Raw genomic sequence first — 12,657 nt, 5'->3', positions numbered from 1 at the left:
ATGATGGAACGTTTACGCAGAAAATTTGCCGCCACACCTCAGATGGGCAGCGTTCTGACCATCTGCGGCCTGCTCCTGGTCATCTTCGGCTGTATGTGCGCCTATTCGGAGAGCTACCGCTCCGTATACAACATCACCAACGTGCTGGCCCAGTGCGCGCCGCTGGCCTGCGCCAGTCTGGGTCAGACCCTGGTCATCATCGGCGGCGGCATCGACCTCTCCGTGGGCTCCACCATCAGCGTGTGCACCGCCATCGCCGCCCGCCTCATGGGCAGCGACAACCCGGTCCAGGTGGCTCTGGGGCTGGTGGTGGTCATCGCCTTCGCCGTCCTGGTGGGCACGGTGAACGGCGTCTGTATCAATTACCTGAAGGTGCCCCCCATGATCACCACCCTGTGCACCAGCACCATCCTGAACGGCGTGGCCCTCTGGATCCTGCCGGTGGCGGGCGGCAAGATCAACGCGGACTTTGCCCGGACCGTCTACAAGAAGTGGGACATCCTCAGTATGCCCCTGATCATCATGATCGTGCTGTTCCTCATCATGCGCTACCTGATGTATCACACCAGGACGGGCACCAGTATCTACGCGGTGGGTGAGAACCGGACCATCGCCGCGTCCATGGGGGTCAAGACCACCCGGGCCAGCGTCAAGACCTACATCCTGGCCGCCCTGTGCGCCGCGGTCACCGGCCTGCTGCTGGCCTGCCGGATGCGGGTGGGCGATCCCACCTGCGGGACCACCTACAGCATGGACTCCATCGCGGCCACCGTGATCGGCGGGACCTCCCTGGCCGGCGGCACCGGGCTGCTGTCCGGCACCGTGGCGGGGGCCTTCCTCATCGGTATGCTGTCCAACATGATGAACATTCTGGAGATCAACCAGTTCTATCAGTACGTCATGAAGGGCGTCCTGCTCATTGCAGCCATGGTCATCTACTCCATTTCCGGGCGGTTGGAGGTGCGTCGCCGTGAAGCCTGATTCTCTGATGAAACACAGCCGGCTGATCAAGGGCAGCTCCTTTCAGCCGTTGATCCTGCTGGTCATTATCCTGGTCATGATCCTGGCCCAGGGCATTCTGGTGCCCGGCTCCCTGACCATGGACCAGCTGCTCATTATTTCCCGGCAGGCCTCCGCCCTGGGCATCGTCACCCTGGGCCAGGCCCTGGTGATCCTGGTGGGCGGCATCGACCTGTCGGTGGGCACCACCGTCATGATCGTCAACATCTTCTGCATTGCCGTGATGGGCGGCAGCGACGCCCGGGGCGTCCAGGGCGTGCTGGTCTGCCTGCTGCTGGCCCTGATCATCGGCGCGGCCAACGCGGCCGGCGTGCTGCTGCTGAAGATCGCTCCCTTCGTGATGACCCTGTGTACCAGCATGATCTGCGAGGGCATCTGCTACGTCTACACCAAGGGCGCCCCCACCGGCAGCGCGGCCCCCTTTATCCGGGCGCTGGGCACCGGCCGGTGGATGGGGATCCCCTACTCCACCCTGATCTGGCTGATCCTGTCGGTCATCGTGTTCCTGGTGCTCCGCTTCACCTCCCTGGGCCGGAAGCTCTATGCCGTGGGCGGAAGCCCCAGGGCCTCCCGGCTCAGCGGTATCGCCAACATGCGGGTGGTGGCGGGCGCCTACATCTTCTCCGCCCTGATGGCCGCCTGCGCCGGCCTGATCCTCACCGGCTACCACAATATCGCCTCCCTGACCCTTCAGGGGGACTACGCCATGAACTCCCTGGCCGCGGCCCTCATCGGCGGAAACGCCATCGAAGGCGGACGGGGCGGCGTCTGGGGCGTGGTGCTGGGCGCCTTCTTCATGATGCTGCTGATGGCCATTCTCACCATGCTGGGCATCAGCGAGGTGGGCAAGCTGATCGTCCAGGGCTGCATCATCCTGGTGGTGGTGGCCGCCCAGCAGATGTTCAAAAAAGACTGAGCCCCGGCGGGAAAGGAGAGAACCATGCGGATCGGAATCAATCAGTTCTGCTTTCCGGCGCCCTGTCAGGTCCGGGAGGCCATGGAGCGGGCCAAGGCGCTGGGCTACGAGTGTATGGAGGTGTGCCTGACCGCGGACCGGCCCTCCGGCTGCTCCGCCGGCGGGGTGACCGACGCGCTGGACATCAGCGGGTACTTCAATTCCCTGCTCCACGAGCACGCGGGAGCGCGGGAATTTTCCGCCCTCCGTGGCCTGTCAGAGGAGATCGGCCTGCCCCTGAGCAGCGTGGGGGGCATCGTCAGCTTCTCCATCTACCCGCTGACCGCCCGGGACCCGGACACGGCTCAGAAGAGCATGGACGCGGTGCGGCGGATGCTGGACGCCGCCCAGGCCATCGGCGCATCCTCCGCCCTGGTGATCCCGGGGATGCTCACCCCGGACATGGGCTATGAGGAGGGGTACCGGCTGGCCCAGGAGCGGCTGACCGCCCTGGCTGACCACGCCCCCGGCGTGTGCCTGATGATCGAAAACGTCTGGAACAATATGCTGTACAGCCCCCTGGAAATGGCACGGTTCGTGGACGAGACGGGGCGGCGCAACATCGGAATCTGCTTTGACATTGCCAACGCCAGGCGGTTCGGCTATCCGGAGCAGTGGATCCGCACCCTGGGCGGGCGCATCCGGGAGTTCCACTGCAAGGACTACCGGATGTCGGTGGACAACATCAACGGCTTTACCAACCTGCTGGACGGGGACGTGGACTATCCCGCCGTTATGGAGGCCATCCGCGACATCGGCTTTGACGGCGACCTGATGGTGGAGCTGATCCCCCCGGCTCATTTCTTGGTGGATCAAACCCTGCGCCATGCGCGGGAAACTCTGGAGACCCTTTGCAAAAAATTTGAATTGAGAGGATGATCCAAGATGAAGAAGTACGGTGTTATGATCGTTGGAACCGGTTGGGTATCCGGAGAGCACATCCGGGCCTTTGAAATGACGCAGGACGCCCAGGTCACAGCCATCGTCTCCCGCTCCAGGGAGAAGGGGGAGGCAAAGGCCCGGGAGTACGGCATCCAGGACCGCTGCAAGGTATACACCGACTATGCGGAGGGTCTGAAGGACCCCAACGTGGACATCGTGGTGATCTGCACCCCCAACGACATGCACTGTGAGCAGACCGTCATGGCCGCCGAGGCGGGCAAGCACATCCTCATCGAGAAGCCGGCGGCCCTGACCTGGGAGGACACCAAGCGGATGGACGAGGCGGTGCGCAAGGCGGGGGTCAAGACGCTGGTGGGATATGTGCTCCACTATAACCCCCTGTTCGTCACCGCCAAGAAGCTGCAGAAGGACTTTATCGGCGATCTGAAGTACGTGGAGGCGGACTACTTCCACCGGGTGACCAGCGAGATCCCCTGCTACGAGTGGACCTGCAAGAAGAGCGTGGGGGGCAGCTCCCTGCTGGCCGGCGGCTGCCACGCGGTGGACGCGGCCCGGTGGTTCATGCAGGACGAGGTGGTCTCCGTCTATGCCCAGTCCTGCCGGATGCGAAAGGATCTGGAGTACGACGGCACCATCTCCATCATCCTGAAGTTCAAAAACGGCTCCGTGGCCAAGGTGGGCAGCAGCTACGACTTCATCAGCCCCTATGTGTTCAACATCCACCTGTGCGGCACCAAGGGCACCCTGTGGAACGAGAAGCTGTGGTCCCCCAGCCAGATCAGCGAGCAGCGGGATTATCTGGAGCTGCCCGTGCTGACCCCCAACAGCGGCGATGTGAAGCACCACCCCTTCCCGGAAGAGGCCGCCCACTTCATGGACTGCATCATCCACGACAGGGAGACCGACTGCCCCATGTCCGACGCGGTCAAGACCCAGGAAGTGGTCTTTGCGGCGGACCTGTCCGCCGCCACCGGCGAAGTCATCCACCTGCCGCTGAAGTAACAGACGTCCGGTATCTGAACACTGATGAGACCGCTATCTGACAATATAATGCTTGCAAAAAGGACGCGCTGCAACGCAGCGCGTCCTTTTTTGGATAGAAAAACGCTTAGAAACGGTCCAGGGTGGCCTGATCCATCCGCTCCAGAATGGCGGCGGCCAGCTTGGCGGCGTTCTCCACGTCGCTGTGGGCGGCCAGGCCGTAGTGGGTGTGGATGTAGCGCACCGGGATGCCGATGACGATGACGGGCACGCCCTGGTTGGACAGGTGGATGGGGGCGCCGTTGGTGGAGCCGCCGGTACGCACGCTCTCCTGCACCGGGATGCCCAGCTCCTCCGCCAGGTCCAGGGCATAGCGCTGGAACCGGGGATGGGTGATCATGCGGGCGTCGATGTGGCGCAGCATGGGGCCCTTGTGGATGGCGGTCTGGATCATGTAGGGCTCCACCACCGTGTCGTCGGCGGGACAGCCCTCAAAGACGATGGCCAGGTCGGGCTTGACGGTGTTGGCGGTGACGGTGGCGCCCCGGGTGCCCATCTCCTCCTGAACGGCGAAGGCGCCGGTGACGTCCACGTTCAGCTCCTTGCCCTTCAGATTGTCCAGGGTGCGGAGGATGGAGGCGCAGCCCAGCCGGCAGTCAAAGCCCTTGCCGATCATCAGGTCGTGCTTCTCCTGGTACTCGAAAGTCACGTCGGGCACCACCGGAGCGCCCATGCGCACATGGAAGTCCCGGATGACCTCCTCCCGGGAGGAGGCGCCGATGTCGATGCTCATATCCTCCACATTGGGCTGGGCCTTCCGCTCGGCCTCGCTCATGAAGTGGGGGGGCTTGCTGGCGATGACGCCGGGGATGTACTCCCCCTCGGCGGTCTGTACCCACACCCGGTGGGCGGGGATGTTGGAGTTCACCCACCCGCCCAGGGTGGTGAAGCGCAGGGTGCCGTTGGGCTTGATGGCCTGCACCATGAAGCCCACCTCGTCGGTGTGGGCGTCCAGCTGGACCATGGGACGGCCGCCCTTGTTCCCGCTGCGGGAGAGGTACAGGTTGCGCATCTTGTCCTCCCGGAAGGTACCCAGGTCCTGGCCGTACTGGCGGACCACGGTGAGCACCTGGTCCTCAAAACCGGGCGCGCCCTTGGCGTTGGACAGGGCGGCGCACAGCTCTACAGATCGTTTTTTATCCATTCTTCCTACCACCATTTCTGACAAGTTAAAACTCAGTGCCGCAGGCCTTGGCGATGTCCACCTTCTTGAACTCCTCGATGAAGTCGGCGATGTAATCGGCGGTGGTCTGGAGCATCTTCTTGCCCCACTCCTCGGTGGCGGTCTCCGGATGGTCGGGGCCGATCCAGCCGTTGTGGGTGACGGTGGGGGTCAGACGGGGGATGTTGACGGTGACGCCCTTGTACTCGATGGAGGTGAAGCCGGTGGCCTTCAGGGTGTCGGACACGTCGTGGAGCTTCATGGGGCCGGGCACCTCGCTCTGGTCCACCAGAGAGGGGTCGATACCCAGGATAGCGGCGGTCTCCTCGCCGCCGCCGTGGCCGCCCTTCCAGGCCGGGTCCATGTCCCAGGCCATGAGCCACCAGTTCAGCTCGGCCAGGATGCCGCCCTTGCGCTGGATGTCATAGCCCACCCGGTCAATGGCCTTCACGTTGCCGCCGTGGCCGTTGAGGATGACGAACCGGCGGGCGCCGTGCTGGAACAGGCTGTCGCACACCCGGCTGAGCACCTGGTAGAGCAGCTCGGTGCCCAGGTTGATGGTGCCGGGATAGTCGCACAGGCTCTCGGTGGCGCCGTAGGGGATGGTGGGGCAGATGAGGGCGTCGGTCTTGGCCTCGATCTTGTCGATGAGGAAGTCGGGGATCAGGGTGTCGGTGCCCAGGGGCATGTGGCGGCCGTGGCACTCGATGGAGCCGATGCCGATGAGAACGGTGTCGTGATCGCGGAAGTACTCCTCCGCATGGGGCCAGGTCAGGTTGGATAAACGCATAAATACTACCTCCTTGTAGATCAAGAAGCGGGCCTTTTGGCGGGCTTCAGAGTGGATAGTGACAGGCGCACAGGTGGCCGGGGGCGACCTCCTTCAATTCGGGGACCTCCGTGCGGCACTTGTCCGTGCAGTAGGGGCAGCGGGGGTGGAACTTGCACCCCGAGGGGGTGTTGATGGGGCTGGGGGGCTCGCCCTCGATGGCGTAGTCCCGCTGGCGGTTCAGGGGGTCCAGCTTGGGAGCCGCCTTGGTGAGCACCTGGGTGTAGGGGTGAGCGGGGTGTTTGAAGATCTCCTCGGTGGGACCCACCTCCACGTTGCTGCCCAGGTACATGACCATGACCCGGTGGGTGATGTGGCGCACCACCCGCAGGTCGTGGGAGATGAAGAGGACCGTCAGATCCAGCTCCTTCTGGAGCTTGGACAGCAGGTTGATGATCTGGGCCTGGATGGATACATCCAGAGCGGACACCGGCTCATCGGCCACGATGAAGGCGGGCTTCAGGGATAGGGCCCGGGCGATGCCGATGCGCTGCCGCTGGCCGCCGGAGAACTCGCCGGGGAACCGCTGGGCAATATCCATGGTCAGACCGCTCATGGTGAGCAGCTCCTCCACCCGGGCGGGGATCTCCTCCGGCGGGACCATGTGGTGGACCTTCAGCATCTCGGCGATGGTGTCATACACCGACATGCGGGGGTTGAGGGAGGAATAGGGGTCCTGGAAGATCATCTGCATCTGGGGCCGCAGCCTGCGCAGCTGGGAGCCCTTCATGTGGGAGATGTCCTGGCCGTTCAGCTTTACGGTGCCGCTGGTGGGCTCGTACAGCCGGAGGATGGTGCGGGCCAGGGTGGATTTGCCGCAGCCCGATTCTCCCACCAGACCCAGGTTTTCACCCTTGTAGAGGTGGAAGGATACGTCGTTGACCGCCTTCAGATAGGCGCGCTCCTTGTGGTGGGCCACATCGGCTATGGTGCGCTTCAGGGGGAACCACTTGCACAGGTGGTCCACCTCCAGCAGCAAAGGACGGGATTCAGACATGGTTTGCCTCCTCCTTTCCGCCGTTCTGGTCCGGCACCTGGATCAGACCCTGGAAGGTCTGGGTGATCTCCGGCCGGTGGCAGCGGGCAAAGTGGCCCGGCTCCACCTCGGTGATCTCCGGGCGCTCCTTGTGGCAGACCTCGCAGGCGAATTTGCACCGGGGCGCGAAGGGACAGCCCTCCGGCAGGTGGGCCAGGTTGGGGGGAGAGCCCTGGATGGCCTCCAGGGTGGTGCCGGCGGTGTCCTCATTGGGCAGGGAGCCCATCAGACCGTAGGTATAGGGGTGGCGGGGCTTGCTGAACAGAGTGACGGTGTCGGTCATCTCCACGATCTGGCCGGCGTACATCACCGCCACCCGGTCGCACATCTGGGCGATGACGCCCAGGTCGTGGGTGACCAGGATGATGCTCATGCCCAGCTCCTGCTTGAGCTGGTTGAGCAGCTTCATGATCTGATCCTGAATGGTCACGTCCAGAGCGGTGGTGGGCTCGTCGGCCAGCAGCAGCTTGGGCTTGGCGCCCAGAGCGATGGCGATCATGGCCCGCTGGCGCATGCCGCCGGAGAACTGGTGGGGATACTCGTCCAGCCGGGTCTCGGGGGAGGGAATGCCCACCAGCTTGAGCAGCTCAATGGCCCGCTTCTGCTTCTCTTCCTTGGTGAGCTTCTCCCGCTCAAAGGCCTCGTATATCTGGGTGCGGATGCGCAGCACCGGGTTGAGGGAGGTCATGGGCTCCTGAAAGATGAGGGAGATCTCCTTGCCACGGATCTTCTGGAGGGCCCGCTGGTTCATCTTGGTGATGTCGGTGCCCTTGTAGAGGATCTCGCCGCCGGTGACCCGGCCGGGCTGCTTCAGCAGCCCCAGGATGGAGCGGAGGGTCTGGCTCTTGCCGCAGCCGGACTCGCCCACCAGGCCGAAGGTCTCGCCCTCGAACACCTCGAAGGATACGCCGTCCACGGCGCGGACGGTCTCCTGTTTGCTGGGGAAGGCCACGTGCAGGTCTTTTACTTCAAGCAGTTTTTCCATGCCGGGATCACCGTCCTTTCGTACGCAGGAAGTCGGTCAGACCGTCGCCCAGCAGGGAGAAGCCCACGCCGCTGACAGCCAGGAACAGGCCGGGGAAGAAGGTCTCCCACCAGGCAAAGGTGATGAAGGTGCGCCCCTCGTTGAGGATGGCGCCCCATTCCGGGGTGGGGGGCTGGACGCCCAGACCCAGGAAGCTCATGGACGCGCCGGTGAGCATGCACATCACCACGTCGGAGGCGGCGAACACCACCGCCGAGCTGATGACGTTGGGCAGCAGGTGGCGGAACAGGATCCGGGCGTCGGAGAAGCCGGCCACCCGGGCGGCCTGAATGAACTCGGAGTCCTTCAGCACCAACACCTCGCTGCGCACCAGCTTGGCATAGCTCATCCAGCCCACCAGCCACAGGGCGATAAACAGGTTGATGAGGCCCTGGCCCAGAATGGCCATGATGGTGATGACCAGGATGGTGAAGGGGAAGGCCATCATGATGTCGGTGATCCGCATCAGCAGGCTGTCCAGCACGCCGCCGTAGTAGCCTGCCAGCAGGCCGATGAGGCCGCCGATGATGAAGGGAATGATGACGCCCAGCACACCGATGAGCAGGTCGATGCGGGTGCCCCAGATGACCCGGGAGAAGATGTCCCGGCCGTAGAAGTCCGTGCCGAACAGGTGGGCGGCGCTGGGGGGCTGGTTGGACACCAGGGTATCGGTGGCGATGGGATCATAGGGGGCGATAAACTGGGGGAACAGGGACAGGATGACCACGATCAGCACAATGATCGCACCGACGATGAGAGAGGGCTTGGTCAGCCAGGCGGGCATGGAGCGCTTGCGCTCCAGCGGACTGACGCCGTGATATCGTTTCATGTGTACACCCCTCTCTTACAGATTGACCCGGGGGTCCAGGAAGGAATAGAGGATATCGGTGATCAGGTTGATGACCAGCACCAGTACCGCGAAGAGCAGCACCACGAACTGCACCACCGCATAGTCCCGGCCGAAGATGGCGTCGCTGGCCAGCTTGCCGATGCCGGGGATGGAGAACACCGTCTCAATGATGACCGAGCCGCCCAGCATGGCCGCCATGCGCATGCTCAGCAGAGTGACGGTGGAGATCATGGCGTTGCGCATCACGTGGCGGGAGCGCACCTCGCCGCTGGAGATGCCCTTGCTGCGGGCAAAGTCCACATAGTCCATGCGGGTGATATCCACCACCGAGTTGCGGGTGTTGCGCAGCAGCAGGGCGGTGGTCATCAGGGACTGGGTGATGGCGGGCAGGATCAGACAGCGGAACTGACCCGGAAGCGTGTCTGCCCAGCCGCCGGCGGGCAGCCACTTCAGCTTCAGGGCAAAGACGATCATCAGCAGCAGGCCGACCCAGAAGGAGGGCATGGAGATGGCCACCAGGGAGGTGGTGCGCACCACCTGGTCCCCCAGCTTGTCCTTATGCACGCCGGCAAAGTAGCCCAGGGGCAGGCTGATGACGAGGGAGATAACGGTGCTCATCAGGGTGAGGGCCAGGGTCACCGGGAAGCGGGAGGCCAGCAGATCCGCCACCGGCATCTGATAGGTAAAGGAGTTGCCGAAATCCAGCGTGAAGATCTGCTTTAAAAAGAGGAAGTACTGGGTGAGCAGAGGCTCGTTCAGACCCAGCTTTTCCGTCAGGGCCGCCACCGCCTGCTCGGTGGCCTTTTCGCCCAGAATCAGCCGGGCGGGCTCACCGGGGATGAAACGGATGAGCGCGAACACCAGAATGGTGACCACGAACAGGACGGGGATCATTTGTAAGATCCGTTTTAGAATGTAGTTCAGTCGATTCAAAAGGATACACCTGCCTCTGTCAGTTCATAGGGCCGTGGCTTTGGGTTCGTAATAGATACGGAACGCCTTGGCCATATGGGACCGGCACGCCCCATATGGCCAGAACGTCCCGCAAAAAGAACGGGGGGATGGAGCACACGCTCCACCCCCCGTGTTCTGCTGCCTCACAGTCCGGGAGGATGGCGAGACGGCTGGTTAGTTGGCCTTGGTCCAGTACATGGCCTGGTACACGTAGAAGGGGTTGACCTGCAGACCCTCCACCTTGGCGGAACGGGCAAAAGCAAAGTCGTTGCGGTACAGGGGGATCACGTTGGCGTTGTCATAGACCCGCTGCTGGATCTCCTGATACATCTCCACGCGCTTGTTGTGGTCCATCTCGGTCTGGGCCTGCATGTAGAGGGCGTCCAGCTCCTCGTCGTTGAGGCCGGTGTAGAAGCACTGAGCCTGGTTGTAGTCCACGGTCCAGCCCACCACGCCGGAGGGGTCCTGATAGTCGTCCACCCACTGGAGGATGGTGGCCTGGTGGCTCAGGGAGCTGTACTTGTCGCTGAGGGTGGCGGACTCCAGCAGCTCGATGTTGCAGTTGAAGCCGGCCTGGTCCACTTCGGACTTGATCAGCGTGGCGATCTGCTCATAGAAGGTGGAGCCGGTGCGGATGGACAGGGTAAACTCCACGGGCTCGGTGTAGCCGGCGTCGGCCAGCATCTGCTTGGCGGTGTCGGGATCATAGTCGGTGACCTGCAGGTCGGTGTTGCACCACTCGCCCTGGGTCTCGGAGACGATGGCGGCCACGGGGGCGCCGTACTCGCCGGCGATGGTGCTGGCCAGCTCGGAGCGGTTCAGCGCGTAATACAGGGCCTGACGGACCTTCACGTCGTCAAAGGGAGCCTGAGTGGTGTTGAGGGTCAGGTAATAGATCTGAGTGGAGGGGAAGATGTCCAGCGCCAGGCTGTCATCGCTCTCCACGCCCTGAGCCAGGGAGAAGGGGAAGGTGGGGGCCACGTCGATCTGGCCGGACTGGAGCTGCATCAGACGGGTGTTGTCATCGGACACCAGCACGTACTTGATCTCCTTGGTCTTGGGCATGCCCTCGGTGCGGTAGTAGGGGTTGGCCTCCAGAGTCAGGCTGGAGCCCTGGGTCCAGTCCTTCAGCATGTAGGGACCGGTGCCCACGGGGTTCTTCAGGTACTCCTCGTCGCTCATGCTCTCAGCATAGGACTGGTCGCCCAGCACCATGTTGAAGCAGCCCAGCTCGGCCAGGAAAGCGGCGTTGGGCTGAGTGAGGGTGATGACCACCTGCTCGTCGGTGGCCTCCACGGTGTCGATGGACTCGGCAATGTAGCGGTAGTTGGAAGTCTCATAGTCGCGGGCGCGGTACAGGGACCACACCCAGTCGCTGGGCTCCACATCCTCGCCGTTGGAGAACTTCACACCCTGCACCAGATTAAAGGTGTAGGTCAGGCCGTCATCGCTGATGGTCCAGTCGGTGGCCAGCTGGGGCTGGATGGTGCCGTCGTCGCCGGTGCGGACCAGACCCTCAAAGATCTGCTGGGACACCTGGACCTCAGCGGGGCCCATGCCGGGGGCGTTGGGCTCAATGTACTTGGGCTCGGCGGTGATGCCCACTACGATCTGGTCGGCGTAGGAAGTCTGTTCGGCGTTGGCAGAGCCGGTGGAATCGGGGTTGCCGGTGTTGCTGGAACCCTTGTCACTGCTGCCGCAGGCCGCCAGGCTCAGACCCATCACGGCGGCAAGAGACAGCGCAGTCAGCTTCCGTGCAGTACGGTTCATGCATACTCCTCCTTGTATCTACAGTATTTACTGTAGTTTGATGAGATAAATTATAGCAAATGCTTTTGTCAATTGCAACACTTTTTCACGACAGAGTACCAGGCAAATTAAGAAAAAAGTCCCGCTCTTTTTGAAAAGAGCGGGACTTTTTGCAAGATTAAATTCATATTGAAGTGTTTCGCTGGTCGAAGCAATTGTCAAACTTCTGACGCAATGTGGTGCGATGGGATTTCTCCGCCTGGGAAGGGGCGTCGCTGGTAAAGGTATAGAGCATGGCCAGGGTATCCACCAGGCCGATCATGGAGGTGCAGGAGTTGGTCATGCCCATCAGCTCCACGTGGCAGAGCAGGGTGGTCTGGGCGTGGGCCACCACCGGGGAGGCGGGACGGTCGGTGAGGGCGGCGATGGGCATGCCGATGGAGGCGCAGTAGCGGGTGACGGCGATGGTGTCGGTGCTGTACGGAGGAATGGTGATGGGGATGAGCAGGCCGTCCTCGGGGGGCAGGGAGGAGAGGCGGCGGAACATATCCTGTCTGGCCTGGAGGTCCAGCATGCGGCAGTCCAGCTCCAGGGTGAGCAGCCGGTGTTCCAGGTAGCTGGCGGCAAAGCGGCTGAAGTCGTGGGCGGCGATAAAGATCCGCTTGGCACGGCGCAGCGCCTGCACAAAGGCCAGCAGCAGCTCCACCGAGTTACCGTCCAGTGTGTTCTGCAGGGCGTCCCGCTCATCCCGGCTGACCCGCTGGCACAGGTCCCGGGCGCTGCCGCTGCCCGCCACCGCCAGCTTCAGGCGCTCTTCGGTGTTGACCCGTACAATCAGATAGTCCTGCAGGGCCTTCTTCAGGTCCGTATAGCTGCCCAGACCCAGGCTGCGGCAAAAATTCAGCACGGTGACCTCCGTGGTGTCCACCTGCTGGGCAAAACTGCGCAGGGAAAGAAAGCAGCACTGCTCCGGATGCTGTAAAATATAATCGGAGATGCGCTGGCGGGGGCGGCTGAAGGAGCCGTAGTTGGCTCTGATCTGCTCCAGAATATCCATAGTGACCCTCTCTATGTCAATTAATTACCATTCCCACATTACATATCATGTTTGATCCGGCATAAATTGTCAAGCTT

General features: G+C 62.8%; 12 protein-coding genes. 4 read left to right on the top strand and 8 right to left on the bottom strand.

What is annotated here, in order from left to right; all coding sequences use genetic code 11:
- The 4 genes from E0E41_RS09605 to E0E41_RS09590 are packed head-to-tail and all read left to right on the top strand — an operon-like array spanning nucleotide 1 to nucleotide 3,880.
- Nucleotides 1–981, top strand: a complete 981-nt coding sequence (locus E0E41_RS09605) for an ABC transporter permease (protein WP_130869733.1) — start codon at nucleotides 1–3, stop codon at nucleotides 979–981.
- Complete coding sequence (locus E0E41_RS09600; RefSeq protein WP_242623747.1) at nucleotides 971–1,936, top strand: ABC transporter permease; 966 nt, start codon at nucleotides 971–973, stop codon at nucleotides 1,934–1,936. The genes E0E41_RS09605 and E0E41_RS09600 overlap by 11 nt, the downstream gene beginning before the upstream one ends.
- 24 nt (nucleotides 1,937–1,960) lie before the next feature.
- Nucleotides 1,961–2,854, top strand: a complete 894-nt coding sequence (locus E0E41_RS09595) for a sugar phosphate isomerase/epimerase family protein (protein WP_130869732.1) — start codon at nucleotides 1,961–1,963, stop codon at nucleotides 2,852–2,854.
- Nucleotides 2,855–2,860: 6 nt separating this feature from the next.
- Nucleotides 2,861–3,880 carry a Gfo/Idh/MocA family protein gene (locus tag E0E41_RS09590; RefSeq protein WP_130869731.1) on the top strand — a complete coding sequence of 340 codons (1,020 nt, stop codon included), beginning with the start codon at nucleotides 2,861–2,863 and terminating at the stop codon, nucleotides 3,878–3,880.
- A gap of 106 nt (nucleotides 3,881–3,986) precedes the next feature.
- Here the strand turns inward: E0E41_RS09590 and E0E41_RS09585 are convergent, their stop codons facing one another.
- The 8 genes from E0E41_RS09585 to E0E41_RS09550 form a co-directional block, all read right to left on the bottom strand.
- Nucleotides 3,987–5,063 (bottom strand): M42 family metallopeptidase, encoded by a 1,077-nt coding sequence (locus tag E0E41_RS09585; protein ID WP_130869730.1) that lies wholly within the window; start codon nucleotides 5,061–5,063, stop codon nucleotides 3,987–3,989.
- Nucleotides 5,064–5,088: 25 nt separating this feature from the next.
- Nucleotides 5,089–5,871, bottom strand: a complete 783-nt coding sequence (locus tag E0E41_RS09580; protein WP_130869729.1) for a creatininase family protein — start codon at nucleotides 5,869–5,871, stop codon at nucleotides 5,089–5,091.
- A gap of 46 nt (nucleotides 5,872–5,917) precedes the next feature.
- Nucleotides 5,918–6,907: an ABC transporter ATP-binding protein gene (locus E0E41_RS09575; RefSeq protein WP_130869728.1), complete on the bottom strand. Its 990-nt coding sequence runs from the start codon at nucleotides 6,905–6,907 to the stop codon at nucleotides 5,918–5,920.
- Nucleotides 6,900–7,931, bottom strand: a complete 1,032-nt coding sequence (locus E0E41_RS09570) for an ABC transporter ATP-binding protein (RefSeq protein ID WP_130869727.1) — start codon at nucleotides 7,929–7,931, stop codon at nucleotides 6,900–6,902. Before E0E41_RS09570 ends, E0E41_RS09575 begins: the two co-directional genes overlap by 8 nt.
- A gap of 7 nt (nucleotides 7,932–7,938) precedes the next feature.
- Nucleotides 7,939–8,799 carry an ABC transporter permease gene (locus E0E41_RS09565; RefSeq protein ID WP_130869726.1) on the bottom strand — a complete coding sequence of 287 codons (861 nt, stop codon included), beginning with the start codon at nucleotides 8,797–8,799 and terminating at the stop codon, nucleotides 7,939–7,941.
- Between the two features lie 15 nt (nucleotides 8,800–8,814).
- Complete coding sequence (locus tag E0E41_RS09560) at nucleotides 8,815–9,753, bottom strand: ABC transporter permease (RefSeq protein ID WP_130869725.1); 939 nt, start codon at nucleotides 9,751–9,753, stop codon at nucleotides 8,815–8,817.
- Nucleotides 9,754–9,948: 195 nt separating this feature from the next.
- Nucleotides 9,949–11,544 (bottom strand): ABC transporter substrate-binding protein, encoded by a 1,596-nt coding sequence (locus E0E41_RS09555; protein WP_130869724.1) that lies wholly within the window; start codon nucleotides 11,542–11,544, stop codon nucleotides 9,949–9,951.
- Nucleotides 11,545–11,707: 163 nt separating this feature from the next.
- A complete protein-coding gene (locus E0E41_RS09550; protein ID WP_130869723.1) occupies nucleotides 11,708–12,580 on the bottom strand; it encodes a MurR/RpiR family transcriptional regulator in 873 nt (290 codons plus the stop codon).
- Between the last annotated feature and the right edge of the window lie 77 nt (nucleotides 12,581–12,657).

The organism is Intestinimonas massiliensis (ex Afouda et al. 2020) (assembly GCF_900626285.1).
Classification (GTDB): Bacteria; Bacillota; Clostridia; order Oscillospirales; family Oscillospiraceae; genus Flavonifractor; species Flavonifractor massiliensis_A.
Note: the sequence above shows the minus strand (reverse complement) of the source record. Positions and strands in the feature narration are given on the sequence as shown.